Origin of the sequence: Gordonia sp. (in: high G+C Gram-positive bacteria) (genome assembly GCF_047600385.1) — a bacterium.
Lineage (GTDB): Bacteria > Actinomycetota > Actinomycetes > Mycobacteriales > Mycobacteriaceae > Gordonia.
The window spans coordinates 66,608-91,299 of the sequence record NZ_JASGKZ010000002.1; the positions used below are offsets into that span (position 1 = coordinate 66,608).

General features: G+C 72.0%; 19 protein-coding genes and 1 pseudogene. 13 read left to right on the top strand and 7 right to left on the bottom strand.

Translation table 11 applies throughout. The features are described from left to right. The first annotated feature begins 26 nt into the window (after positions 1-26). From QM809_RS17825 to QM809_RS17840, 4 genes are all read left to right on the top strand, one after another. Positions 27-5,186, top strand: a complete 5,160-nt coding sequence (locus QM809_RS17825; protein WP_415047197.1) for a DNA glycosylase AlkZ-like family protein — start codon at positions 27-29, stop codon at positions 5,184-5,186. Further along, positions 5,179-6,042: a DNA-formamidopyrimidine glycosylase family protein gene (locus tag QM809_RS17830; protein WP_415047198.1), complete on the top strand. Its 864-nt coding sequence runs from the start codon at positions 5,179-5,181 to the stop codon at positions 6,040-6,042. The genes QM809_RS17825 and QM809_RS17830 overlap by 8 nt, the downstream gene beginning before the upstream one ends. A 61-nt stretch (positions 6,043-6,103) precedes the next feature. After that, complete coding sequence (locus QM809_RS17835; protein WP_415047199.1) at positions 6,104-7,645, top strand: ATP-binding cassette domain-containing protein; 1,542 nt, start codon at positions 6,104-6,106, stop codon at positions 7,643-7,645. A 635-nt stretch (positions 7,646-8,280) separates the two neighbouring features. Then, complete coding sequence (locus tag QM809_RS17840) at positions 8,281-8,916, top strand: hypothetical protein (RefSeq protein ID WP_415047200.1); 636 nt, start codon at positions 8,281-8,283, stop codon at positions 8,914-8,916. Positions 8,917-8,980: 64 nt separating this feature from the next. Here QM809_RS17840 and QM809_RS17845 read toward each other — a convergent pair whose 3' ends face one another. Beyond that, the gene (locus QM809_RS17845) at positions 8,981-9,397 is read right to left on the bottom strand and encodes a pyridoxamine 5'-phosphate oxidase family protein (RefSeq protein ID WP_415047201.1); all 417 of its coding nucleotides are present in this window, start codon (positions 9,395-9,397) and stop codon (positions 8,981-8,983) included. Between the two features lie 199 nt (positions 9,398-9,596). Then, a complete protein-coding gene (glpD, locus tag QM809_RS17850; RefSeq protein WP_415047202.1) occupies positions 9,597-11,339 on the bottom strand; it encodes a glycerol-3-phosphate dehydrogenase in 1,743 nt (580 codons plus the stop codon). A gap of 49 nt (positions 11,340-11,388) precedes the next feature. Between glpD and glpK the strand changes: the two genes are divergently transcribed. The 3 genes from glpK to QM809_RS17865 all read left to right on the top strand — a co-directional run bounded on the left by glpK (position 11,389) and on the right by QM809_RS17865 (position 13,973). Next, on the top strand, positions 11,389-12,912 hold the full coding sequence (gene glpK, locus QM809_RS17855) for a glycerol kinase GlpK (RefSeq protein ID WP_415047203.1): 1,524 nt from the start codon (positions 11,389-11,391) through the stop codon (positions 12,910-12,912). Positions 12,913-13,058: 146 nt separating this feature from the next. Further along, on the top strand, positions 13,059-13,409 hold the full coding sequence (locus tag QM809_RS17860; RefSeq protein ID WP_415047204.1) for an ArsR/SmtB family transcription factor: 351 nt from the start codon (positions 13,059-13,061) through the stop codon (positions 13,407-13,409). A 75-nt stretch (positions 13,410-13,484) separates the two neighbouring features. Next, the gene (locus tag QM809_RS17865) at positions 13,485-13,973 is read left to right on the top strand and encodes an SRPBCC family protein (protein ID WP_415047205.1); all 489 of its coding nucleotides are present in this window, start codon (positions 13,485-13,487) and stop codon (positions 13,971-13,973) included. Positions 13,974-14,024: 51 nt separating this feature from the next. Here QM809_RS17865 and QM809_RS17870 read toward each other — a convergent pair whose 3' ends face one another. Together QM809_RS17870 and QM809_RS17875 are read right to left on the bottom strand one after the other, a co-directional pair. After that, positions 14,025-15,485: an MFS transporter gene (locus QM809_RS17870; RefSeq protein ID WP_415047206.1), complete on the bottom strand. Its 1,461-nt coding sequence runs from the start codon at positions 15,483-15,485 to the stop codon at positions 14,025-14,027. A 6-nt stretch (positions 15,486-15,491) separates the two neighbouring features. Further along, the gene (locus QM809_RS17875; RefSeq protein WP_415047451.1) at positions 15,492-16,895 is read right to left on the bottom strand and encodes an NAD(P)H-quinone dehydrogenase; all 1,404 of its coding nucleotides are present in this window, start codon (positions 16,893-16,895) and stop codon (positions 15,492-15,494) included. A gap of 137 nt (positions 16,896-17,032) precedes the next feature. On the opposite strand from QM809_RS17875, the pseudogene QM809_RS17880 reads away from it, so the two are divergent. Then, a pseudogene (locus QM809_RS17880) lies at positions 17,033-17,525 on the top strand (gamma-glutamylcyclotransferase). A 58-nt stretch (positions 17,526-17,583) separates the two neighbouring features. Here the strand turns inward: QM809_RS17880 and QM809_RS17885 are convergent. Beyond that, complete coding sequence (locus QM809_RS17885; RefSeq protein ID WP_415047207.1) at positions 17,584-18,828, bottom strand: amidohydrolase; 1,245 nt, start codon at positions 18,826-18,828, stop codon at positions 17,584-17,586. Further along, positions 18,828-19,523 (bottom strand): enoyl-CoA hydratase/isomerase family protein, encoded by a 696-nt coding sequence (locus tag QM809_RS17890; protein WP_415047208.1) that lies wholly within the window; start codon positions 19,521-19,523, stop codon positions 18,828-18,830. The genes QM809_RS17885 and QM809_RS17890 overlap by 1 nt, the downstream gene beginning before the upstream one ends. A gap of 53 nt (positions 19,524-19,576) precedes the next feature. On the opposite strand from QM809_RS17890, the gene QM809_RS17895 reads away from it, so the two are divergent. From QM809_RS17895 to QM809_RS17905, 3 genes are read left to right on the top strand one after another with little or no spacing between them, the layout of a single operon-like run. Continuing rightward, positions 19,577-20,389 (top strand): purine-nucleoside phosphorylase, encoded by an 813-nt coding sequence (locus QM809_RS17895; RefSeq protein ID WP_415047209.1) that lies wholly within the window; start codon positions 19,577-19,579, stop codon positions 20,387-20,389. Further along, positions 20,386-22,014 (top strand): phospho-sugar mutase, encoded by a 1,629-nt coding sequence (locus tag QM809_RS17900; protein ID WP_415047210.1) that lies wholly within the window; start codon positions 20,386-20,388, stop codon positions 22,012-22,014. Before QM809_RS17895 ends, QM809_RS17900 begins: the two co-directional genes overlap by 4 nt. Continuing rightward, positions 22,011-22,619, top strand: coding sequence for a hypothetical protein (locus QM809_RS17905; RefSeq protein WP_415047211.1), 609 nt, complete (start codon positions 22,011-22,013; stop codon positions 22,617-22,619). Before QM809_RS17900 ends, QM809_RS17905 begins: the two co-directional genes overlap by 4 nt. A 25-nt stretch (positions 22,620-22,644) precedes the next feature. Here QM809_RS17905 and upp read toward each other — a convergent pair whose 3' ends face one another. Next, on the bottom strand, positions 22,645-23,304 hold the full coding sequence (gene upp / locus QM809_RS17910; RefSeq protein ID WP_415047212.1) for a uracil phosphoribosyltransferase: 660 nt from the start codon (positions 23,302-23,304) through the stop codon (positions 22,645-22,647). Positions 23,305-23,384: 80 nt separating this feature from the next. Between upp and QM809_RS17915 the strand changes: the two genes are divergently transcribed. Together QM809_RS17915 and QM809_RS17920 are read left to right on the top strand one after the other, a co-directional pair. Beyond that, positions 23,385-23,684, top strand: coding sequence for a type VII secretion target (locus QM809_RS17915; RefSeq protein ID WP_415047213.1), 300 nt, complete (start codon positions 23,385-23,387; stop codon positions 23,682-23,684). After that, complete coding sequence (locus tag QM809_RS17920) at positions 23,681-24,688, top strand: NlpC/P60 family protein (RefSeq protein WP_415047214.1); 1,008 nt, start codon at positions 23,681-23,683, stop codon at positions 24,686-24,688. The genes QM809_RS17915 and QM809_RS17920 overlap by 4 nt, the downstream gene beginning before the upstream one ends. Positions 24,689-24,692: the final 4 nt, after the last annotated feature.

Genomic DNA, 24,692 nt, shown 5'->3' on the forward strand with positions numbered 1-24,692 from the left:
CGTACGCCTGAGGTTCAATGGTCGCCATGGCGGGGAAGAACATCTGGGCGGACTTCGGCCCGGCGACCCGTCGCTGGTTCACCGGCGCGTTCGGCGAACCGACGGCGGCGCAGGCGGGGGCGTGGCGGTCGATCGCGTCCGGCGACCACACCCTGGTGATCGCGCCGACCGGTTCGGGCAAGACGCTGGCCGCCTTCCTGTGGGCGATCGATCGGATGGTGAGCGCTCCCCGGCCGGAGCGGAAGGGCGTGCGCGTCGTCTACGTGTCGCCGTTGAAGGCTCTCGCCGTCGACGTCGAACGCAATCTGTCGGCGCCGCTGGTCGGGATCGGTCACGCCGCGGCGGCGCTGGGTCTGCCCGCCCCGGAGGTGACCGTCGGGGTGCGGTCCGGCGACACCCCGGCCGCCGCGCGCCGAGCACTGGTGAGCAGTCCGCCGGACATCCTCATCACCACCCCCGAGTCGCTGTATCTGATGCTCACCTCGGCCGCGCGCGAGACGCTGCGCACCGTGGAGACGGTGATCGTCGACGAGATCCACGCGCTGGCCCCGACCAAACGCGGCACGCATCTGGCGTTGTCGCTAGAACGTCTGGATCTGCTCACCGAGCGCCCGGTGCAGCGGATCGGGTTGTCGGCCACGGTCCGGCCGCCGGAGACGGTCGCCCGGTTCCTCGTCGGCGCCGGGAGCGCAGCGAGCGGGCCGAACGTCACAGACGCCGGGAGCGCAGCGAGCGGGCCGAGTGGATCCGGTGCCGGGAGCGCGGCGAGCGGGCCGCAGGACGACGCCGAGGCCCCCGCGGCGTGCACCGTCGTCCGTCCGCCCGCGGCGAAGACCTTCGATCTGAGCGTGCAGGTCCCGGTCGAGGACATGACGAACCTCCCGGTGCCGGAGCACGATCCGACGACGGGCTTCGGCGACCGGGAGCTCGACGACGCCTTCTCCCCCACGGCGGGGTCGCTGTGGCCGTTCGTCGAGGCGGCGATCGTCGACGCGATCGCGGAGAACCGTTCGACGATCGTCTTCGCCAATTCGCGGCGTCTGGCCGAACGGCTGACCGCGCGGCTCAACGAGATCTGGGCCGAGCGGCTGGGTCTGGATGCGGACGAGTTCGATCCGCATCGCGCCAATCCGGCGGTGCCCGGCGGCATGCCGGCGATGATCACCGGTGCGGTGGCGACCGGCGGGGCTCCCCCGATCCTGGCCCGCGCCCATCACGGTTCGGTGAGCAAGGACCAGCGGGCCGAGATCGAGGATACGCTGAAGACGGGACGACTGCGCTGCGTGGTCGCGACCAGTTCGCTGGAGCTCGGGATCGACATGGGCGCGGTGGATCTGGTGATCCAGGTGGAGACCCCGCCGTCGGTGGCGTCGGGGCTGCAGCGGATCGGCCGGGCCGGGCATCAGGTCGGCGAGATCAGCCGGGGCCTGGTGTTCCCCAAGCACCGCACCGATCTGATCGGCTGCGCGGTGACGGTGTCGCGCATGCTCGACGGCGCGATCGAGCAGCTCACCGTGCCCCGGAATCCGTTGGACATCCTGGCGCAGCAGACGGTGGCCGAGACCGCGGTGGCGGACGTGGACGTCGACGAGTGGTTCGACACGGTACGACGCTCCGCGCCGTATGCCGCGCTCACCCGCGACGTCTACGACGCGGTGCTGGACCTGATCTCCGGGCGCTATCCGTCCGACGAGTTCGCCGGGCTGGCCGCCCGCGTCGACTACGACCGCGCCACCGGCACCTTGACCGCGCGCCGCGGCACGCTCCGCACCGCGGTGACCTCCGGGGGAACCATTCCCGATCGCGGCATGTTCGGGGTGTTCCTGGCCACCGGCGAGGCCGTCGAACGTCCGAGTTCGGCCGGGGGTTCCGGTGCCGCCGACGCCCGGGGCCCGCGCCGCGTCGGCGAACTCGACGAGCAGATGGTCTACGAGTCGCGGGTCGGCGACGTCTTCGCGCTCGGCGCCAGCAGTTGGCGGATCGTCGAGATCACCCACGACCGCGTCCTGGTGATCCCCGCGTTCGGTCAACCGGGGCGGCTGCCGTTCTGGATCGGCGACGCCGTCGGACGCCCCGCCGAGCTCGGTGCGGCGATGGGCCGGTTCGTCGGGGCCGCGGGGAATCCGGACGAGTTCGACCGGCTCGCCGACGAGACCGGGCTGAGCCCGAACGCGCGAACCAATCTGCGGTCGCTGCTCGACGATCAGCGCGCGTCCACCGGCGTCCTCCCCACCGACCGCACGCTCGTCGTCGAACGGTTCCGGGACGAGCTCGGCGACTGGCGGCTGGTGCTGCACTCCCCGTACGGGCTGCGGGTGCACGCGCCGTGGGCGTCGGCCATCGCGACGAAGCTCAGTGAGACGCTCGGGCTCGACGGCGTGGCCACCGCCGCCGACGACGGCATCATCGTGCGCCTGCCCGACACCGACGACGCTCCCCCCGGTGCGGAGGTGTTCGACGTCGACCCCGACGAGATCGGCGACATCGCTCTGCGTGCGCTGGCCGATTCGTCGCTGTTCGCGGCCCGGTTCCGGGAGTGCGCGTCCCGGGCGCTGCTGCTCCCGCGCCGCGATCCGGGCAGGCGGGCGCCGCTGTGGCAGCAGCGGCAGCGGGCCGCGGAACTGTTGGCGGTCGCCGCGAAGTTCCCGGACTTCCCGATCATCCTGGAGACCGCCCGCGAGTGTCTGGAGGACGTCTACGACCTCCCCGCGTTGACCGGGATCCTCTCCCGGATCAAGAATCGCCGGATCCGGCTGGCCGAGGTGGAGACGCCGTCGCCGTCGCCGTTCGCGGCCTCGATGCCGCTCGGGTACGCCGGGTCGTTCATGTACGACGACGACGCGCCCCTCGCCGAACGCCGCGCCACCGCGCTCACCCTGGACACCTCGCTGCTCGCGCAGCTGCTCGGCCGGGTGGATCTGCGCGAGCTGCTCGATCCGGTGGTGATCGCCGACACCGTCGCCCGGCTCCAGCGCACCGCCCCGGAGCGGCAGGCCCGCGACGGCCAGGACGTCGCCGACCTGCTGCGCTGGCTGGGTCCGCTCACCGGCGCCCAGATCGCCGAGCGGTATCGCGGCGAGGAGGCTCTCGACGAGGTCCTGGCCGAGCTCGCCGGTCTGGGTCGGATCGTCACCGTCGTGCTGCTGGGGGTGGAACGGTTCGCCTCGATCGACGACGTCGCCCGGCTCCGCGACGGTCTGGGCACCCCGACCCCGCTCGGTGTGCCCGCGGCGTATCTGGAGTCTCCGGCCGACCCGGTGGGTGATCTGATCCACCGGTACGCGCGTACGCACGGGCCGTTCACCGCAGGCGACGTGGCCGCCGAGCTGGGTCTCGGGGTGGCGGTGGTGCGCGAGGTCCTGGTCCGGCTCGCCGGGCGACGCACCGTGATCGAGGGCGAGTTCGTGGTCCGCGAGCCCGGTCCGGGCGACGATCGCGGTCAGTGGTGTCACACCGATGTGCTCGGCCGGTTGCGGCGCGGTTCCCTCGCCGCCGGGCGCGCCGAGTCCGAGCCGGTCGACCACGGCGCCTACGCACGCTTCCTGCTCGACTGGCAGCACGTGGCCCCCGACCCGCTCTCCTCCTCGACGAGCGAACCGAGTCGTCCCCTTTCGGCAGTCGAGCGAAGTCGTACCCCTTCGACGATCGAGCGGAATCACGCCCCTTCGGCAGTCGAGCAGAGTCGTACCCCTTCGGCAGTCGAGCGGAGTCGTACCCCTTCGATGGTCGAGCGGAGTCGAGACCCGCGCCTGCGCGGCATCCACGGCCTGATGTCGGTGATCGAGCAGCTCGCCGGACAGCCGGTCCCGGCGTCGGCGTGGGAGTCTCTGGTGCTGCCGAGCCGAGTGGTCGACTACCGGCCGGCGATGCTCGACGAACTCCTGGCCGGCGGCGAGGTGGTCTGGTCCGGTCACGGACGGATCGCCGGCGCCGACGGCTGGATCGCGCTGCATCCCGCCGACTCGGCACCGCTCACGCTGCGGCCGCCCGACGAGTTGGAGATCTCCGGGCTGCACCGGGAGATGCTGTCCGGACTCGAGGCGGGGGCGCTCCGCTACGCCCAGTTGGCGGCGGGCCTGGACGACGGCGTCGACGACGAGGCCCGCCACACCGCGCTGTGGGATCTGGTGTGGGCGGGTCGGGTCACCAACGACTCGTTCTCTCCGGTGCGGGCGCTGCTGACCCCGGGCCGGTCCCGGAGCGGATCGTCCACCCCGTCGCACCGGGTCCGGGGCGGCGGACGCGCACCGCGACTGCGGTCGGCGCGGCTCTCCAGCCGCTATCTCGCGGGTGCCGACGCCTCCGGAGGCGTCCCGGTGCCGCCGCTCGTCGGCGGCCGCTGGGCGCTTCTGGAACGCGTCGAGATCGATCCGACCAAGTCCGCCGCGGCGATGTGCGAGATCCTGCTCGACCGCTACGGCGTCGTCACCAAGGGCCCGGTGGTCGGCGAGGAGGTCCCCGGCGGTTTCGCGCGGATCTACCGGGCGCTGAGCGTCTTCGAGGACACCGGTCAGGTGCGGCGCGGCTACTTCGTCGACGGTCTCGGCGGCGCGCAGTTCGCCGCCGGACACACCGTCGACACTCTCCGCGAGCACGCCGTGGCGTCCCGCGGCGACGCACTCTCCGCCGTCGTCCTGGCCGCGACCGACCCCGCCAACCCGTACGGCGCCGCCCTCACCTGGCCTGACCCGCCCCCGGACACCCCCCGATCGCGCCCCGCACCGGGCGACGCAGGAGTCCCGACACGATCGCGCCCCGTACCGGGCGACGCAGGGGGCCCGACACGATCGATCCCTGAGCCGGGTGACGCAGGGGGCCCGACACGATCGATCCCTGAGCCGGGTGACGCAGGAGCCCGAGTCGAAGGGTCCCGCCGTCAGAACACCGGTCACCGTCCGGGCCGCAAACCCGGCGCCCTCGTGGTGCTCGTCGAAGGCCACGCGACGCTCTTCGTCGAACGCGGCGGCAAACGGATCCTGACCTTCTCCGACGACGCCGATCGCCTCGAGGCCGCCGCGGCCGCGCTGGCGACCGCGGTCCGCCGGGGCCGGGTCCCGCGGATCCACGTCGACCTGGTCGACGGCGATCCGGTCCGGAGCACCGAGCTGGGCGGACTCCTCGCGGACCGGGGTTTCGCCGCCACCCCGCGCGGTCTGCGCATGAACTACGACCCGCGCCATGCCTGAGGGCGACACCGTCTACCGCACGGCCCACCGACTCCACCGGGCGCTGGCCGGGAAGACCCTGATCAGCAGTGATTTCCGGGTTCCGCAGCTGGCGACCGAGGATCTCTCCGGCGCCACCGTGGAAGGTGCGCGGGCGGTGGGCAAGCATCTCTTCCTCGACACGGCCCTCGCCTCGTCTCGACCGATCGACGAACCAGTCGATCCGGTCCCTGCGCCGGGCGACGCCGGAGCCCGAGTCGAAGCGGCTCCCCGCCGGGCCTCCGTCCACTCCCATCTGAAGATGGAGGGCGTCTGGCATCTCTACCGTCCCGGCGAGCGGTGGCAGCGTCCGGGTTTCACCGCCCGCGTGGTGTTGCGGACCGACGACGTCGAGGCCGTCGGATTCTCCCTGGGGATCCTGGAACTCACCGCGGACCCGGATCGGGCCGTCGCACATCTGGGCCCGGATCTGCTCGGCGACGACTGGGACCCCGACCGCGCCGCGGCCAATCTGTCCGCCGACCCGGCGCTGCCGATCGGCCTGGCTCTCCTCGACCAGCGCAATCTCGCCGGGATCGGCAACGTCTACCGCAGTGAACTGTGCTTCCTGGCCGGAATCCATCCCGCGGCCCCGGCCGGCGACGCCGACGTCGCGCGGATCGTCGCCGACGCGCATCGGCTCCTGACGGCGAACGCGCTCAGCCCGGTGCGGGTGACGACGGGTGATCGTCGTCGCGGTCGCGAGTTGTGGGTGTACGGGCGGGAGCGTCGCGCCTGCCGCCGGTGCGGCACCGGAATACGGCGGGACACCCTCGGAACGGCGGGCCACGGTCCCGCCGCCGAACGCATCGTCTACTTCTGTCCGCGCTGCCAATGAGCGGTTCCGCCCGGAAAACCGGTGGACGCGAGTCCGCGACGATCCGTAGCGTCGCGGTCGTATGCTTCACGACACCTCTTCCACCCTCACCGCGGTCGGCCTCGGTTTCTCCTGGCCGGACGGCAGCGAGATCCTGCACGACGTCGACCTCTCCCTCGAACCGGGACTCTCCGCACTCGTCGGCGACAACGGCGCGGGCAAGACGACGCTCCTGGAGATCCTCGCGGGCGTCCGGGCACCCGGCCGCGGCACCGTCGTCGCCGACGGCGCCGCGGTCCTGGTCCGGCAGGAGTCCGCGGCGCCGGGCGCCGGCACGCTCGCCGACGGCCTCGGTGTGTCGCCGGTCCTCGCCGCCCTGGCTCGTATCGAGCACGGCAGCGTCGATCCGGCGGACTTCGAGATCGTCGGCGACGACTGGGATCCCGCCGCACGCGCCGTCTCCCGGCTGGATCGGCTGGGCCTACCCACCGACCTCGAGCGGCCGCTGACCAGCCTCTCCGGCGGCCAGTTCCGGAGTCTCGCCCTGGCCCGGGCGCTGCTCGCCGACCCGGAAGTCCTGCTGCTCGACGAACCCACCAACGACCTCGACGCCGACTCCCGCGCCCGGCTGGGCCGGATGCTCACCGAGTTCGGCGGCGCGATCCTCGTCGTCAGCCACGACCTCGCGCTGCTCGACACCGCGGAACGCATCCTCGAACTGCGCGACGGCCGGTTGCGGGTGTTCGGCGGGAACTACACCCGTTACCGGGAGGTGCTCGACGCCGAACGCGCCGCGCACGCCGAACAGACCGCGGCGGCCGCCGCCTCCGTCCGCCGCGAGCAGCGGCAGTTCGCCGATGCGCAGACCGCGCTGGCCCGGCGTCGTCGTACCGCGGCGAAGGCGCGGGCGGAGAAACGGGTCCCGCCGGTCGTCGCCGGAATGCTGGCGAACAAGGCTCAGGTGTCGGCGGGCAAGCTCGAGCGCGGACAGCGTGATTCGGTCGCCGCGGCACGCGCCGAGCTCGACGATCTCCGGAGTCGGCGCCGGAATCCGACGGCACCGGCGATCCGGCTCGGCACACCCGCTGTCGCCTCGGGAACACAGATCATCACCGATCCGCGGCTTCCGGTCACCGGCCCCGACCGGGTACGCCTCGCCGGCCCGAACGGATCGGGGAAGTCCCGGCTCCTCGCGGCACTCGTCGCCGACGACGCGATCGCCGTCCCGTACGTGTTCGTCCCCCAGGTGGTCTCCTTCGCACACCTGGTACCCGAATCGTCGACCGTCGCCCAGGCCGCCCGCACCGCCGCGCCGGGTCGCGAGCCGGAGGACGTGCACGCCCATCTGGCCCGATTCGGGTTCACCGGCGACACGTCCGAACGCGTGCTCCGGGATCTGTCCGGCGGCGAGCGTCTGCGCGCCGGTCTGGCGCTCGCGGTGCTGGCCCGCCCGGAGGCGAAGCTGCTGATCCTCGACGAACCGACCAACAGTCTCGACGTCGGCACCGTCGAGAGTCTGCTCGCGTCGTTGTCGGCCTGGACCGGCGCGCTGGTGCTGGTCTCGCACGACCCCGGCTTCGTCGCCCGCGCCGGGATCACCCGGACCGTAGACATGATCGTCTGACCCCGTGTGGACCGGAGAAGGACGACGCTCTTCGGTCTCGACTCCGCTCGACCAGCGGGGGATCTCGACGGAGACCCAGATCGCGTGGAGTCGTTTCCCCGCCGGTCGAGCCCCTTCTCGCCGGTCTAGCCCCTTCTCGTCGGTCTAGCCCCTTCCTCGTCGGTCGAGCCCTTCCTCGTCGGTCGAGCCCTTCCTCGTCGGTCGAGCCCTTCCTCGTCGGTCGAGCTTCTTCTCGTCGGTCGAGCGAAGTCGAGACCCCCCTTCGTAATCGTTCTCGGTGGGCCCCGTCGACTCGACTCGTCACTGCGTTCCTCCTCGGCTCGGGGAGCGGAAGGAAGGACATCTCCATCGGCGATCCGGCGCAGGCTCGAGAGAGCGGAAGACCTGAGCGGGGTGCTCCTGGTCGGTCGTTGCGAAATAGCGGGCCACGAGGGATATCTGCCCTCGTCACCCGCCATTTCGCAGTGGCGGACCATGCGGCCGCCGGTCCCCGCACCGGAGGCTTCGACTCGACTGGTCCCCGCCCACGACGTCAGGCCTCCGCAGCGTCGGACCGCACCGGTACTACCGTAAGTAGTAATCACGCGTGTTCCGGTCTCCCGGTCGCGCCCCGATTCGAGAAGAGCGAGATGCCGATGAACGATCCCACCGCAGCACCGGCGACGACGACCACGTCACCGGAGTCCAAGCAGTTCCGGACCGGCGCCACCGCAGCGGCGTTCGCCCTGGTCCTGCTGGCGGTGACGCTCGTCGGCCTGTTCCTGCCGTGGTACCGGTTCCTCGTCTCGTTCAGCTTCCGCGAATCGATCTCGGTCTCGTCGCTCTCCATCACCCAGGAGATGAACGGTTTCGGCCTGGTCCATCGCGACGACGTCGCCGAACATCTGGAGACCGCGGACACCGGGTTCGGGGTCCCGTTCCTGGTGCTGGCGATCATCGCCGTCGGCACGGTGGTCGCGGCGATCGCCCTGATCCTCCTCTCCCGCCACCGGTTCCTCGCCGGTGTCCTGCTGATGGTCGGCGGCCTCGCCCAGGTGCTCAGCGCGGCGCTCGACTTCCTGCTCAACGGCAAGGATGCGATCGTCGCCGACCTGGAAGCGGAACTGCCGACCCTGATCGCCCGCAACCTGCGCGACGTCGGTGAGCACTCGTTCGGCGGCGGCGTCTACGCGGTGCTCGCCGCCGGTGTCGGCCTCATCGTGCTCGGGGCCGTCTACGTGCGCGTCGTGCGGCTGCTGGACACCCGCTCCTCCGCACTCGCCCGATCCTGAGACGACGGAACGCCGGTGGGTGTGCGCACCCGCGCACACCCACCGGCGTTCCGTGATCCGGGGACTACACCGGGTAGCGGTCGGGCTCCGGGCCGAACTTGAACCGGCGGCCGCTGATCTCGGCGACGTCGATCACCACGTAGTTCATCTTGAGCGTCGGCACCCAGGGCTTCAGCGGCAGCTGGTCGGCCTCGGCGATCTCCCGGGTGCCGGTGAGGATCCGCGCGGCACCCTTGGCGACGACGCTCCAGCCGATCTTGCTGGTGAAGCCGTCGGTCTCGAAGGCGACCCGGCCGTTCACCGCGATCTCGGAGAGCTTGGTGCCCTCTCCCGTCCGGAAGTAGATCTTGCCCTCGTGGGCGTAGGCGTTGACCGGGAAGATCTCCGGCTCGCCGTCGACGCTGAGCGCCAGTCGGCCGAAGACGCTCTCGGACAGCAGGTTCCAGCACTGATCCGCGTCCAGAACGGTGATCGCTTCCATCTCTCCTCTTTTCCACGCACCGCGGCAGAGGGGCTGACACGCGGCTCATTCTGATGTAAAACCCTATGCCGCCCATCTTCGTCGCGCCGGTCGAATCGGGACAAGGGGCCTTCGTCCCCGGTGCGCGACATCACGCGCACCGGGGACGAAGGTCCCTCGGCGGCAGGCAGGTTTCCGGAACAGCGAGGAGTCCGTGCCGTCACTCCGGCGCGGGCACCGGCTCCAGGATCTCGCGGCGCGCCTCCGGAGCGGCCACCCGCAGGGCGTCGGCGGAGGCGTCGTCGGGCTGGCGCTGCGACTTGATCTCGGCGTCCACGCGGGCGCAGTAGTTCTCGATCTCCCAGGCGCGCGTGTCGTCGTCCCAGCCGAGCGCGGGCGCGATCAAATCGGCCACCTCGTCGGCGCAGTCGACGCCCCGGTGGCTGTACTCGATCGCGATGCGCGTGCGACGGGCCAGCACGTCCTCCAGGTGCAGGGCGCCCTCGCAGCGTGCGGCGTACACGGCCTCGACGCGCAGGTACTGGGGCGCCGCGGTGATCGGATCGAGCAGCGAGGCGTCGTCCTTGGCCAGGCTCAGCACCTCGTCGAGCAGCGAGCCGTAGCGGTTGAGCAGGCGGCGCACCCGGTACGGGTGCAGCCCGTAGTGCTCGCCGAGGTGCTCGCACTGGTTCACCAGCGCGAAGTAGCCGTCGGCGCCCAGGAGCGGCACCCGCTCGGTGACCGACTTCCCGACGCGGTCGGGGATGAACTCGGCGGCGGCGTCCACCGCGTCGGCCCCCATCACGCGGTAGGTGGTGTACTTGCCGCCGGCGATCGAGATCAGGCCCGGGGCCACCGCGGCGACGGCGTGCTCCCGGGAGAGCGCCGACGACGACTCGTCCTCCCCGGCCAGGAGCGGGCGGAGTCCGGCGTAGACGCCCTCGATGTCGTCGTGCGTCAGCGGCGTCACCAGTTCGGCGTTCACCCGCTCGAGGATGTAGTCGATGTCGGCGCGAGTGGCGGCCGGGTGCGCCAGGTCGAGGTTCCAGTCGGTGTCGGTGGTGCCGATGATCCAGTGGGTCTCCCACGGGATCACGAACAGCACCGAGTTGGCGGTGCGCAGGATGATCGCGGTCTCGCTGACGATGCGGTCGCGCGGCACCACGATGTGCACGCCCTTGGACGCGCGCACCGTGAAGTGGCCGCGCTGGCCGGAGAGCTGCTGCACCTCGTCGGTCCAGACGCCGCCGGCGTTGACGACGCTGTGCGCCCGGACCTGCGTGGTCTCGCCGGTCTCGCTGTCGCGCAGCTTCACGCCGGTGACCCGATCACCCTCCTTGAGGAAGCCGACGGCCTGGGTGGAGGTGCGGATCACCGCGCCGTAGTGCGCGGCGGTGCGCGCCAGGGTCAGGCTGTGGCGGGCGTCGTCGACGACGGTGTCGTGGTAGCGGATGCCGCCGACCAGGGCGCCGCGGCGCAGGCTCGGCGCGATCCGGTGGGCGCCGGCGCGCGAGACGTGCCGCTGGCCTGGCACCGACTTGGCGCCGCCCATCCGGTCGTAGAGGAACAGGCCGGCCGCGATGTAGGGACGTTCCCAGACCCGTTTGGTGATCGGGAACAGGAACGGCAGCGGCTTCACCAGGTGCGGGGCCAGCAGACTGAGCGAGAGCTCCCGCTCGCGCAGCGCCTCGCGCACCAGGCCGAACTCCAACTGCTCCAGGTAGCGCAGACCGCCGTGGAACATCTTCGACGAACGGCTCGACGTCCCCGAGGCGATGTCGCGCGCCTCGACGAGGGCGACCCGCAGACCGCGGGTCGCCGCATCCAGCGCGGTACCGACACCGGTGACGCCGCCACCGATCACGACGAGGTCGAATTGTTCCTCACTCAATCGCCGCCATGCCTCGGCACGCTGTCCGGGGCCCAAATCCGCAGGTCGTTCCTCGTTGTATTCGTTCGACACGCCCGAAATGCTACCCGAGGGTAACCGCAGTCGTGGCACACTGACGCTCGTGACAACGCCCACCGCCTCCCCCGCCGCCCGCTACGTCGCCGCCATCGACCAGGGAACCACCTCCACCCGCGCGATCGTCTTCGACCGCCGCGGTCAGATCGTGGCCAGCGAGCAGGTGGAGCATCGGCAGATCTTCCCGCGCGCCGGCTGGGTGGAACACGACCCGATGGAGATCTGGCGCAACACCCGGCGGGTCTCCGCCGCGGTCCTGGCCGCCGCACAGGTGAGCACCAGCGAGATCGCCGCGTGCGGCATCACCAACCAGCGCGAGACCACCGTCGTCTGGGACCGCACCACCGGAAAACCGGTCTACAACGCGATCGTCTGGCAGGACACCCGGACCGCCGAGCTGTGCGAGGAGTTGGCGGGCGAGGCCGGCGTCGACCGCTACCGCGCCGTCACCGGCCTGCCGCTCTCCACCTATTTCGCCGGCCCCAAGGTCCGGTGGATCCTGGACAACGTCGACGGCGCCCGCGAGCGCGCCGAGCGCGGCGACCTCTGTTTCGGCACCATCGACAGCTGGCTGGCCTGGAACATGACCGGCGGCGTCGACGGCGGACGGCACATCACCGACGTCACCAACGCCTCGCGCACCCTCCTGATGGATCTGCGCACCCTCACCTGGGACGAGCAGATCTGCGCCGACCTGGGCATCCCGATGTCGATGCTGCCGGAGATCACCCCGAGTTCGGCGGTGCTGGCGTCGCTGCGGACCCGCGGATCGTTCCCGGAGGTCCCCCTCGGCGGCATCCTCGGCGACCAGCAGGCCGCCACCTTCGGCCAGGCCTGCCTCACCCCCGGCGAGGCCAAGAACACCTACGGCACCGGCAACTTCCTGCTGCTCAACACCGGCACCGAGCCCGTCTTCAGCGATCACGGTCTGCTCACCACCGTGTGCTATCGGCTGGGCGACGAGCCTGCGCGCTACGCCCTGGAGGGCTCGATCGCCGTCACCGGTTCGCTGGTCCAGTGGCTGCGCGACAACCTCGGCCTCATCGGCTCGGCCGCCGAGGTGGAGACCCTGGCGGCGCAGGCCGACGACAACGGCGGCGTCTACTTCGTACCCGCCTTCTCCGGTCTGTTCGCCCCGCGCTGGCGTCCGGATGCGCGCGGCGTGATCGTCGGACTCACCCGTTTCGCCGACAGGCGGCACATCGCCCGCGCGGTCCTCGAAGCCAGCGCATACCAGACGCGCGAGGTGATCGAGGCCATGCAGGCCGACTCCGGCGTCGCCCTGACCACCCTCAAGGTGGACGGCGGCATGGTGGTGAACGACCTGCTCATGCAGTTCCAGTCCGACGTCCTCGGCGTCCCGGTGATCCGCCCCGAGGTCACCGAGACCACCGCGCTCGGCGCCGCCTACGCCGCCGGACTCGCGGTCGGATTCTGGGAGAGCACCGACGACATCCGCACCAACTGGGCCGAGGGCAGGCGGTGGGAGCCGTCGATGTCCGACGACGAGCGCGCCCGCCTCTACGCGGGCTGGAACCGCGCCGTCACCCACGCCTTCGACCTGGCCTGAGACGCCCTCCGCGAAGGGCCTCCGAGAGCTGCGACCACCGAGTGGTCCCGGATCTCGGAGGCCCTTCGCGCATCTCCGGACCCGATCGGTGCAGGTCGGGGCGGAGAACCTCTTGACATACAACCAAATGGTTGTATGTTTGACGTGTGACCGAGGACGACGAGGACAGAGCCGACGCCCTGTTCCACGCACTCTCCGATCGGACCCGCCGCGACATCCTGCGGCGCGTCCTGGCCGGTGAGCACTCGGTCACCGCGCTCGCGGAGGAGTACGACATGAGCTTCGCCGCGGTACAGAAGCACGTCGCCGTGCTGGAGAAGGCGGGCCTGCTGACGAAACGTCGCAGCGGGCGCCGGCAACTGGCCTCCGGAGACGTCGCCGCTGTGCGTTCGGTGCGGTCGATGCTCGGCGACCTGGAACAGATCTGGCGCGGCCGGATCTCCCGGATCGACGAGCTGCTCGCCACCGGACACGCCGAACCACCGCCGCCCGACTGATCCCGTACGCACCCCGATCCCGCGCGGCGCCCCACCGTTCCCGGCGCCCGCGTCCGAATCCACCAGGAGCCGACCATGCCCGTCATCGACGTCACCCCCGACCTCGACGCCCTCACCCTGACCATCACCGCGGAGTTCGCCGCGCCGCGCGACCGGGTCTGGGACGTCTACGCCGATCCCCGCAAGCTCGAAGCGATCTGGGGCCCGCCCGGCTACCCGGCCACCTTCGTCGAGCACTCCCTCGTCCCGGGCTCCCGCTGCACCTACTACATGACCGGCCCCGAGGGCGAGCGGTTCGGCGGATGGTGGCTGATCACCGCCGTCGACGCCCCGTCGTCGTTCGCGTTCGACGACGGTTTCGCCGACGCGGACCTGAATCCCGCCGCGGACATGCCGGTCTCGAAGAACGTCTACACCTTCACCGAGCGGGACGGCGTCACCCGCGCGGTCTTCGTCTCCGCCTACGCCGACGCGGCGGGCCTGCAGCAGGTCCTCGAGATGGGCATGGTGGAGGGCGCGAGCGCGGCGATCAACCAGATCGACGCGCTGCTGGCCGCGGCCTGACCCGACTCGTGATCGCGGTCCGGCGGCGCACCACGGGCCGCCGGACCGCGATCACCCGGCGAGCAGCGCCCGGTGGCGGCGCGCGACCGCGAACTCGCGGACGGCGATCAGCACCGCGACCACCCCGATCATCGCGTATCCGAAGCCGAGGGTCCGCGCCGAACCGACCGGGCTCGGACCGCCGAGCGACACCAGCAGTCCGGCCAGCGCCGATCCGAACGCGGTCGCGATCAGCTGCGCGGTGTTCATCCCCGCCGAGACCTGCGCGGCCTCGGCGTCGTCCTCGGGGACCCCGCCGGTCCCGGGGACCTTCAGGCCCGCGGTGAGCCAGTGCGCCATCGCCATGCCAATGCCGCAGCCGGACAGGAACAGCGCACCGAACCATCCGACGATCGCCCACGGCGACGGATCCGTCGTCTGCAGCAGGCCGTAGACGACGAGACCGGCCGAGACGCACAGCGGTCCCACCACACGCACCACCCGTTTGCCGCGCGGACTCACCACGCTGGAACTGCTGATCGACGCCACCGTCCACCCCCACGAGACGGCCGCGCCGAGGAATCCCGCCGTCAGCGGCGCCATCCCGCCGAGTTCCTGGCCGAACAGCGGGACGAAGGTCTCCACGGTCGACGCCAACGTCATCACGCCGATCGCCAGGTAGATCCAGCGCAGCGGCGACGGCCCCCGGTACGTCGCCGCCGGGAGCACCCGCGCCCCCTCAGTCCGGCGTTCCCGCCACACGAACAGCCCGGCCGTCACCGCGGCCGCCGCCAGGAGCGAGGCCACCGTGCCGCGTGCCGAGGCGATCGACGCGATGCTGACCAGCAGGGCCGCGACGGCCAGCAGGGTCAGCGCCGCCCAGGGCACGCCGTCGTCGGAGCCCGGTCGCCGCTCCCGCACGGGCAGGGCCCGGGAGGTGAGCACCGCGAGACCGAGCGCGATCGCGGCGAGCAGCACGAACGCGCCCCGCCAGATCCCGAACTGGGCGAAGAACCCGCCGATCACCGGGCCGAGCAGATTGCCCACGCCCCACATCGCCGACATCAGCGCGACCGCCCGCTGCCACAGGCGCTCGGGCAGCACCAGCCGCAGCACCGCGAAGCCGAGACCGGCCAGCAGACCCGCGGCCAGCCCCTGCACACCCCGGCCGACCAGCATGATCGGCATGGTCGTCGACGCGGCGGCGACCGCCGTCCCGGCCGCGAACACCCCGAACCCGACCAGGTACGACGTCCGCCCGCCCCACCGTTCCAGTGCCCGGCTCACCAGCATGGAGCTGATCACCGCGGCCACCACGAAGAGCGTCATGGCCCACGCGTAGAGCCGTTCGCCGCCGATCTCGCGGACCGCGCTCGGCAGCAGGCTGGTGGTGACGTAGGTGTTCGTCGCGAACAGGCCGACGCCGCCGGCCAGCACGATCACCGGGGCGCGGTGCTCGTGGGCGAAGAGTTCCCGCCAGGTGCCGGCGCGCGCCGATCCGCCGGGCCGGTCCGGCCCGGTGTCCCCCGTCACGCTCCGTCAGTCGAGGTCGTCGTGCCGCACGAGCTGGCGAGCGGCCTCGGTGATCGACCCGGACAGCGACGGATACACCGAGAAGGTGTTCGCCAGATCCGAGACCTGCAGCTTGTTCTCCACCGCGATCGCGATCGGCAGGATCAGCTCGGACGCGTTCGGTGCGACGATGACGCCGCCGATCACCACGCCCGTGGCGGGACGGCAGAAGATCTTGACGAAGCCGCGCCGCAGTCCGCTCATCTTGGCGCGCGGATTGGTCGACAGCGGGAGCATCACGGTGCGCGCCGGGTACTCGCCGGCATCGATGGCCTTCTGCGAGACGCCGACGGTGGCGATCTCCGGCCGCGTGAAGATGGCCGACGACACCGTCTTGAGCCGGATCGGGCTCACCCCCTCGCCGAGCGAGTGGTACATCGCGATGCGGCCCTGCATGGCGGCCACCGACGCCAGCGGCAGCACCCCCGTGCAGTCGCCCGCCGCGTAGATGCCCGGCACCGACGTGCGCGACACCCGGTCGACGGTGATGTAGCCGCCGCGGTCGAGGTTCACCCCGGCCTCCTGCAGCCCGAGGAACTCGGTGTTGGGGATCGAGCCGACGGTCATCAGGACGTGCGAGCCGGTCACCTGTTTTCCGTCGGCGAGGGTCACGGTCACCTCGTCGCCGTCGCGGACGACGCTCTCGGCGCGCGCATGCTTGATCAGCGTCACGCCGCGCTCGGCGAAGGCCTCCTCCAGCACCAGCGCGGCGTCCTCGTCCTCGTGCGGCAGGACCCGGTCGCGGCTGGACACCAGGGTCACCTTGACCCCGAGCTCGGTGTACGCGTGCACGAACTCGGCGCCGGTCACCCCGGAGCCGACCACCACCAGGTGCTCGGGCAGCTCGTTCATGTCGATCAGCTGGCGCCAGGTGAGGATGCGCTCGCCGTCCGGCCGGGCCGCGGGCAGCTCGCGCGGGGAGGCGCCGGTCGCGATCAGCACGACGTCGCCCCGGTAGGTCTCGGTGGAGCCGTCGGCCAGGGTGGCGACCACCTCGTGTCCGCCCTCGGGCGGCCGGACGCCGGTCAGCCTGGCCCGGCCGACGACGATCCTGACGCCCTCGCTCACCAGCCGCGAACGGATGTCCGACGACTGCGCGCGAGCCAGGTCGCGGACGCGCTGATGGATCTGCGGGACGGTGATGGTGGCCGCATCGGCCTCGATGTGGATGCCCAGGTCGGCGGCCTTGCGCACCTCGGTCCGCACCCCGGTCGAGGCGATGAACGTCTTGCTGGGCACGCAGTCCCACAGCACGCAGGCTCCGCCCACCCCGTCGGAGTCGATCATGGTGATGTCGGCGCCGTAGGCGGCTCCGGCGAGCGCCGCCTCATATCCAGCGGGTCCGCCGCCGATGATCACGATCCGGGCCACTTCGACTTCTCCTCGTCTGCGCGGGGCTGCACGCATGGGCGCTGTTGCCTTCCCAACCTATCCGCTTCCGGACCCGGATGCCCGCTTCCCGGGGAGACCTGTTTCCTCCCTTGCGGCGACGGCATAAGCTAGCGCACGTGCCCCTCTATGCCGCCTACGCGTCGAACATGGATCCCGCTCAGAATGCTGCAGCGGGCCCCGCACTCACCGATGTCGTCCACCGGCTGGCTGCACGGCTGGCGACTGACCTTCGCCGGCGACGACATCGGCTGGGAGGGCTCCCTCGCCACCGTCACCGAGGACCGTGAGTCGCCGGACTCCAAGGTCTTCGTCGTCCTGTACGACGTCCCCGCCGAGGACGAGACGAACCTGGACCGCTGGGAGGGCACCGAACTCGGGGTCCACCGCAAGATCCGCGCGCGCGTGGAGACCGCCGACGGACCCGTGCTGGCCTGGCTCTACGTGATCGACGGCTACGAGGGCGGCCTGCCCTCGGCCCGCTATCTCGGGGTGATGGCCGATGCCGCGGAGGTCGCGGGAGCGCCCGCCGAGTACGTCCAGCGGCTGCGTCTGCACGAGGCGCGCAACGTGGGCCCGGGCCCCGACGAGCCGATGGACAACCAGGACTGACGACGCACCGGGACCGGACGACGCACACCGCGCGGGTCCCGGACCCGCGCGGCGCCGCTCAGACCCGCAGGTCGCCGTCGAGCACCACGCCCGCCAGCGTCGCGACGCCCACCCCGAGGGCACGCTCGTCGACGTCGAAGTTCGGCTGGTGCAGATCGCACTGCGGTCCGACGCCGGACCACACGCCCAGGCGCGCCATCGCCCCCGGCACGTGCTGCAGATACCAGGCGAAGTCCTCGCCGCCGGCCGACTGCGGGGTGTCCACCTCGGCGTCCGGTCCCATCGCCACCACCGCGCGGCGCAGCAGGCCGACGGCCTCGTCGTCGTTCACCACCGGCGGCACGCCGCGGACGTAGGTGAGGTCGTAGCTGACGCCGAGCGGCGCCAGGAGCTCCCCGACGATGCTGCGGACCAGCGGTTCGAGCTCGTCCCAGACCTCGTGTGAGCCGGTGCGGACGGTGCCGCGCATGCGGCCCTCCTGCGGGATCGCGTTCGGGGCGTCGCCGGAGTGCACCGCGCCCCAGCTCATCACCGTGCCCGAGCGCGGGTCCACGCGGCGCGCGAGGATGCCCGGCAGGCCGGTGATCAGGGTGCCCATCGCGTAGACCAGGTCGGCGGTGAGGTGCGGACGCGAGGTGTGCCCGCCCGGACCGTGCAGGTGGACCTCGATCCGGTCGGCGGCCGAGGTGAGCGGGCCCGAACGGAGGCCGACGGTCCCGGCCTGCAGGTGCGGCTCGCAGTGCAGCGCGAAGATCCGCGACAGCCCGTCGGTGACTCCGGCGTCGATCGCGTCGAGCGCGCCGCCGGGCATCACCTCCTCGGCGGCCTGGAAGATCAGCCGGGCGCTGAACGGCAGTCCCGCACCGGGCGTCTGGGCGGCGCCCGGTTCGTCGGAGCCGACCCCGGCGAGCAGGCAGCCGACGCCCATCAGGATCGCCGAGTGCGCGTCGTGCCCGCAGGAGTGCGAGACGCCGTCGACCCGCGAGGTGAACGGCAGCCCCGTCTGCTCGGGGACCGGCAACGCATCCAGGTCGGCGCGCAGGCCGATGCGCGGACGGTCGGCCGGCCCGATGTCGCAGACCACGCCGGTGCCCTGCGGCAGGACCACCGGGCTCAGCCCCGCCCCGGTCAGCACGTCGACCACCTTGGCGGTGGTGGCGAACTCCCCGCGGGAGAGCTCCGGCGCGGCGTGGATCTCCCGACGCCAGGTGATCACCTGGTCCAGGTTCGCCTCGAGCCACGACGTGATCGCCGGGTGGACGTGCGCGGTCGACATCACCGCGGGGACGGGACCGTCGTGCATCAGAGCAGGGTGGCCGGGGTCGGCACGTCCAGTGCTTCCAGGAGCGGGAACCGCAGGCCGCGCTTGATGACGGCCTGGTTCGCGTTCACCAGGCCCGCGCGCTCGCGGGCCACCTCGGCGGCCCGGTCGAGCAGCGCCTCGGCGTCGACGGCCTCGTCGACGATCCCGGCGGCGACGGCGTCGTCGGCGCCGTAGCGGCGGCTGGTGAGCATCGCCTCGGTGGCGGTCGCGTCGGGGACGCGGGTGCGCACCAGAGCGGCCATGCCGCGGGTGAACGGCATCGAGAGCGCGGCCTCGGGCAGCGACCAGTAGCCGCGGCCGGTGCGCATGATCCGGTGGTCCGCGCAGAGGGCGAGCATGGCGCCCGCACCGAAGGCGTGGCCGTTGACCGCCGCGATGACCGGCGCCGGAACCGTCAGCACCTTGGTGTAGAGCGCGTGGACCTTGTCCAGGTAGGCGGGCAGCTCGCTGAAGTTCGCCGCGACGTAGTCGGTGTCCAGACCGTTGGTGAAGAACTTGCCGGTGGCGGTCAGCACGACCGGCTTGTTCGCGGCGACGGCCTCGTCGAGGGCTGCGACGGCCTCGTCGATCCACTGCAGGCCGAACCGATTCTCCGGATTGTTCTCGTCCAGCTCCACGCCGGGCGAGCCCAGGAAAACGACGGCGGCATCCTCGGTGAGGTTCAGATATGGCATGGCACAGACTCTATCGCTGCCGGGTGTCGTACCCGGCGTTTAGGGTTGGCGGCATGGACCCCACCCATGAACCGGACGCCGCCGCCTTCGCCGCCGCGGCCACCATCGCCACCGAAACCGATTGCCGCAGGCATGATGTCGCGATCGTGCTGGGGTCCGGGTGGGCGCCGGCCGCCGACGCCTTCGGGCCGCCGATCGCCACGCTCCCGATGACGTCGATCCCCGGTTTCAGCTCACCGTCGGCGCGCGGCCACGGCGGCCGGGTGCTCTCGGTGCGGGTCGGCACGTCGCGGGTGCTGGTGATGCTCGGCCGCGTGCACGCGTACGAGGGGCATGCGCTCGCCCGCGTGGTGCATCCGGTCCGCACCGCGGCCGCGGCGGGGGTGCACACCGTGGTCCTGACCAACGCCGCGGGCGGCATCCGCGACGACCTCACGGTGGGCCGGCCGGTGCTCATCAGCGATCAACTCAATCTGACCGGGCGCTCACCGCTGGCCGGGGCGCACTTCGTGAACATGGTCGACGCGTATTCGCCGCGGCTGCGGGAGATCGCGCGCGAGGTGGACCCGACCCTCGCCGAGGGCGTGTACGCCGGGCTGCCGGGCCCGCAGTACGAGACCCCCGCGGAGATCCGCATGCTCGCGACGATGGGGGCCGATCTGGTCGGGATGTCCACGGTGCACGAGACCATCGCGGCCCGGGCCGCCGGGATCGACGTCCTCGGGCTCTCCCTGGTCACCAATGCGGCGGCGGGGATCACCGGTGAGGCGCTCGATCATCAGGAGGTCCTCGCCGTGGGCCGGGAGTCGGCGACCCGGATGGGTGCGCTGCTGGTCGAGACGGTCGCGGCGCTGGGCGACCGGTGACGCTGCGTTTCGGCACCGCGGGCCTGCGCGGCCCGGTCCGCGAGGGGCCGGACGGGATGAACGTCGAGACCGTCACGCGTGCCACCGCGGGACTGGCCGCGTGGCTCCGCGCGCGCGGGGAGGCCGGCGGGACCGTGGTGGTCGGGCGCGATGCGCGCCACGGTTCGGAGGCCTTCTTCGCCGCGACCACCGAGGTGCTGGCGGCGGCGGGGTTCGACGTGGTCGCGCTGCCCGAACCGGGTCCGACGCCGCTGGTCGCGTTCGCGACGCGTCGGCTGGGCGCGGTGGCCGGGGTGATGATCACCGCGTCGCACAATCCCCCGGAGGACAACGGCTACAAGGTGTATCTCGGCGCCGGGAGCGAAGCGAGCGGGCTCGGGGTCGCCGGGGCACAGCTGATCGAACCGGCCGATCGCGAGATCGAGGCCTGCATCGACGCCGCGCCACCGGCGCGGGCGGTCGCGCGACGGCCGGTGACCCCCAATGCGCGGGCGCGGCGGGTGCGGGCGCAGTACCTCGATCGCCTCGACGAGCGGTTCGGGCCCGCGGTGGCCGGGACCGTCCGGATCGCGCTCACGCCGATGCACGGGGTGGGCGGCGCGCTGGCCTGCGATGCGCTCGTGCGGGCCGGATTCGACCGCCTCCACGTGGTGGACGAGCAGTTCGCGCCCGATCCCGATTTCCCCACCGTCGCCTTCCCGAACCCGGAGGAGCCCGGTGCCACCGATGCGTTGTTGGAGCTGGCGGCGGACCGGAACGCGGATCTGGCGATCGCGCTGGACCCGGATGCCGACCGGTGTGCGGTCGGCATCCGGGAGTCCGACGGCCGCTGGCGGATGCTCACCGGCGACGAGACCGGTGCGCTCCTGGGTGCTCGGATCCTCGACGATCTGGGGCTCGACGACCCCGGCGAGCCCGACGGCAGCGTTCCCGAGGAGGCCGGTGAACGCGGGGACGGAGGTCGTCGGGACCGGGCCGCCCGACCGGTGATCGCGTCGTCGATCGTCTCCGGGACCCTGCTGCACCGCATGGCGACCGCACGGGGCGCCGATGCCCGCCGCACGCCGACCGGTTTCAAGTGGCTGGTCCGGGCCGGGGAGCCGCTGGTGTTCGCCTACGAGGAGGCGCTCGGTCACTGCGTGGACCCGGAGGCCGTCCGGGACAAGGACGGGATCAGCGCCGCCGTGGCCCTGGCCCGGATCGCGCAGGGGCGCGCCGACCGCGGGAGCTCCCTCGCCGAGGCCCTCGCCGAGTTGCGGACCGGCTACGGCACGCACGTCACCGCGCAGCGCAGTCTGCGCATGGGCGATCCGGCCGACATCGCCGCACTGATGGCCGACTTCCGGACCGCGCCGCCGACCGCACCGGGCGGCTTCGGCGTCGTCGTCCGTGATCTGCTGTCGGCGGAGCCGTCGATCGATGCCGTCGAGTTGACCGGAACCGATCCGTCGGGGTCTCGGCTGCGTATCGTGGTGCGGCCCAGCGGCACCGAACCCAAACTCAAGTACTACGGGGAACTGGCGACCGCACCCGGTGCACCTGGGACGGCGGCGACCCTGACCGCGCAGCTGACCGGGATACTGGAAGAATTGCCGGACCGGCCCCGGAGGAGGAACACGCCATGAGTTACGGCTATCAACACGGATACCCGATGGCACCGCCTCCACCTCCGCCGAATCGGACACCGCAGATCCTGGCGGGTGTCGCGGTCGCGGTCGCGCTGATCGCCGCCGTCGTCGTCGCGTTCCTGTTCCTCGGCAAGAACGAGAACGACGACCGGGCCGTGGCCGACACGCCCACGGTGGTGACCGTGACCGAGTCGACGGCGGGGCAACCGGCCCCGGGCACCGTCACCACGGTGGTGCCGCACACCGTGACCACCACGCCGCCCGACACCGGCACCGGCGCGGTGAGCGTGTCGGGAGCCGATCAGCGCGGGTTCTTCTCCGGACCGCGCTGCAACGCCGCCGACGACCCGGCGATGTTCATCGGTCAGACCGGACGCTCGCGCGTGGTGATCTGCCAGGTGGGCGCCCAGACCGGGCGGTACTACTACCTGGGACACGCGAACGGGAACACCATCGAGATCGGTTATCCGACGCGCTCGGGTTCCACGTTCACCGCGGTCAACGGCGGCACCAGCTATGTCGTGTCGCCGTCGGCGCTGGTCATCACCCAGGGCGGCCGGACGCTCTCGAACGAGCCGATGGTGCAGTCCTGGGTGCGGTAGACCCGATCCGGGCGGGTCGGCGCGGTCAGATGTTGCGCGGACCGAACTGCCGGTCTCCGGCGTCGCCGAGTCCCGGCACGATGTAGGAGTCCTCGTTCAGCCCGGCGTCCACCGCACCGATCACCAGGCGGAGGGTGCGGCCGGGACCGGCGTGTCCCGAGTCCCGGAGCGCGGCGACGCCCTCGGGCGCGCCGACGACGCAGACCGCGGTCACGTCGGTGGCACCGCGGCGGGCCAGGATCTCCAGCGTGTAGATCAGTGAACCGCCGGTGGCCAGCATCGGGTCGAGCACGTACACGTGCCGTCCGGCGAGGTCTTCCGGCAGCGAGGCCAGGTACTCGTGCGGGAGCGCGGTCTCCTCGTCGCGCGCGACGCCCACGAAACCGACCTGCGCATCCGGGACCAGGGAGAGCGCGGCGTCGAGCATGCCGAGTCCGGCGCGCAGCACCGGGACGAAGAGCGGCTGTCCCGCCAACTCCACCCCGTCGGCCGGGCCGACCGGCGTCCGCACCCGTATCGGTGCGGTGGGCTCGCCGGCGAGCGCCTCGTAGATCAGCAGCTGACTGATCTTGGTGAGATGCGTGCGGAACTCTCCGTTCGGGGTGCTTTCGTCGCGCAGCACCGCCATCCGGGACTGCACCACCGGGTGCATCACGACCTGCAGATCCAGCGAAGCGTCATCCATGCCGAGAAAGACTACGGGCCGGGCGGCGATTCGTTCGGCGCGTCGTGGAACCGAACTCGCCTCCGCTGCGTCTAAACACCATGAAGCCACTCATCGTCACCGAACCGACCCTCACCACCATCGCCGGCCGCCAGACCGCGGCCGCCGGACTCGTCGCCGAACGGGCCGCCGCCGAGCGGTTCGACGCCGCCGTGTTCGCCCCCGCCTTCGGGCTCATCGGAGCCCCGTTCCTGTCCGCGCTCGCCTCGACCATGAGCACGCGGGCCGCCCGCCTCGATGCGCTCGCCGCCGCACACGCGGGCCAGGCCGCCGGCACCACGACGGCCGCCGCCCTCTACCGCGGCACCGACGCCGCCGGAGCGACGGAGATGACGGCATGAGCTTCGAGTTCCTCATCGCGCCCCTGCGGATGCTCATCTCCGCGCTCGGCACCGGCGAACTGCCGGCCGGTGGCCCGGTCAGCACGTTGGCCGCGTCCCGGTCGGCCCTCGATCAGGCTGCCGGACTCGCCCGCGGCGTCGCGGCCGAGGCCTCGGCGGGCTGGCAGGGCCGGGGCGGACTCGCCGCCGGAGCCCGGGCGACCACGTCGGCCGCCGACGCCTCGACCACCGGGTCCGACGGCGCCGACATCGCCGCGCTGGTCCAGAGCGCGGCCGCCCGCGTGAAGCAGGCCAACACCGAGCTCAACGCCCTCGCCGACGGGTTCGTGGCCGCAGCGAACACCGCCGCCCCCACCATGACCCCGGCCGCGCTGCTCGCGTTGGTGCCGATCGCGGCCGAGCACGTCGGACGCGGTCTCGGTGTCGTGAACCGGACGCAGTCCGAGTTGGCCGCCGACGCGGAGGGGCTGACCCGATATCAGGCCCCCGCCGAGGTCGCGGCCGTCGGCACCGCCGGTGCGGGCCCTGACTCCGGAGCATCGGCCGTTCCCGCTTCCGACCCCGCGACTTCCGACCCCGCGGCCTCTGACCCCGCGGCCTCCGCCGCTCCCGGCCGGGTACCGATCACCCTGCCCGACGGATCGGTCTCGTACGCACCGAACGAGCGCGCGGCCAAGGCCGTCCAGGCCGCGCTGAGTCAACGCGGAGTGCCCTACGTCTGGGGCGGCACCACGCCTTCCGGGTTCGACTGCAGCGGCCTCACCCAGTGGTCCTACCGGCAGGCCGGCCTGGAGATCCCGCGGCTCGCCCAGGAACAGGACACCGCCGGTTTCGCGGTCACCCAGTCGCAGTTGCAGCCGGGTGATCTGGCGGTCTGGAGCGGCCACGTCGCGATGTACGTGGGAAACGGTCAGATGGTGGAAGCAGGCGATCCAGTGCAGGTGGGTCCGGTCCGGACCACCAACCTGGACCAGACCTTCGAGGGCTTCTACCGGCCACGGTAGTCTC

What these genes read in the sequence shown, in the direction of transcription:
- QM809_RS17825 (WP_415047197.1), top strand. Translation starts at nt 27, where the DNA reads ATGGCGGGGAAGAACATCTGGGCGGACTTCGGCCCGGCGACCCGTCGC.
- QM809_RS17830 (WP_415047198.1), top strand. Translation starts at nt 5,179, where the DNA reads ATGCCTGAGGGCGACACCGTCTACCGCACGGCCCACCGACTCCACCGG.
- QM809_RS17835 (WP_415047199.1), top strand. Translation starts at nt 6,104, where the DNA reads ATGCTTCACGACACCTCTTCCACCCTCACCGCGGTCGGCCTCGGTTTC.
- QM809_RS17840 (WP_415047200.1), top strand. Translation starts at nt 8,281, where the DNA reads ATGAACGATCCCACCGCAGCACCGGCGACGACGACCACGTCACCGGAG.
- QM809_RS17845 (WP_415047201.1), bottom strand. Translation starts at nt 9,397, where the DNA reads ATGGAAGCGATCACCGTTCTGGACGCGGATCAGTGCTGGAACCTGCTG.
- QM809_RS17865 (WP_415047205.1), top strand. Translation starts at nt 13,485, where the DNA reads ATGCCCGTCATCGACGTCACCCCCGACCTCGACGCCCTCACCCTGACC.
- QM809_RS17885 (WP_415047207.1), bottom strand. Translation starts at nt 18,828, where the DNA reads ATGCACGACGGTCCCGTCCCCGCGGTGATGTCGACCGCGCACGTCCAC.
- QM809_RS17890 (WP_415047208.1), bottom strand. Translation starts at nt 19,523, where the DNA reads ATGCCATATCTGAACCTCACCGAGGATGCCGCCGTCGTTTTCCTGGGC.
- QM809_RS17895 (WP_415047209.1), top strand. Translation starts at nt 19,577, where the DNA reads ATGGACCCCACCCATGAACCGGACGCCGCCGCCTTCGCCGCCGCGGCC.
- QM809_RS17905 (WP_415047211.1), top strand. Translation starts at nt 22,011, where the DNA reads ATGAGTTACGGCTATCAACACGGATACCCGATGGCACCGCCTCCACCT.
- upp (WP_415047212.1), bottom strand. Translation starts at nt 23,304, where the DNA reads ATGGATGACGCTTCGCTGGATCTGCAGGTCGTGATGCACCCGGTGGTG.
- QM809_RS17915 (WP_415047213.1), top strand. Translation starts at nt 23,385, where the DNA reads ATGAAGCCACTCATCGTCACCGAACCGACCCTCACCACCATCGCCGGC.
- QM809_RS17920 (WP_415047214.1), top strand. Translation starts at nt 23,681, where the DNA reads ATGAGCTTCGAGTTCCTCATCGCGCCCCTGCGGATGCTCATCTCCGCG.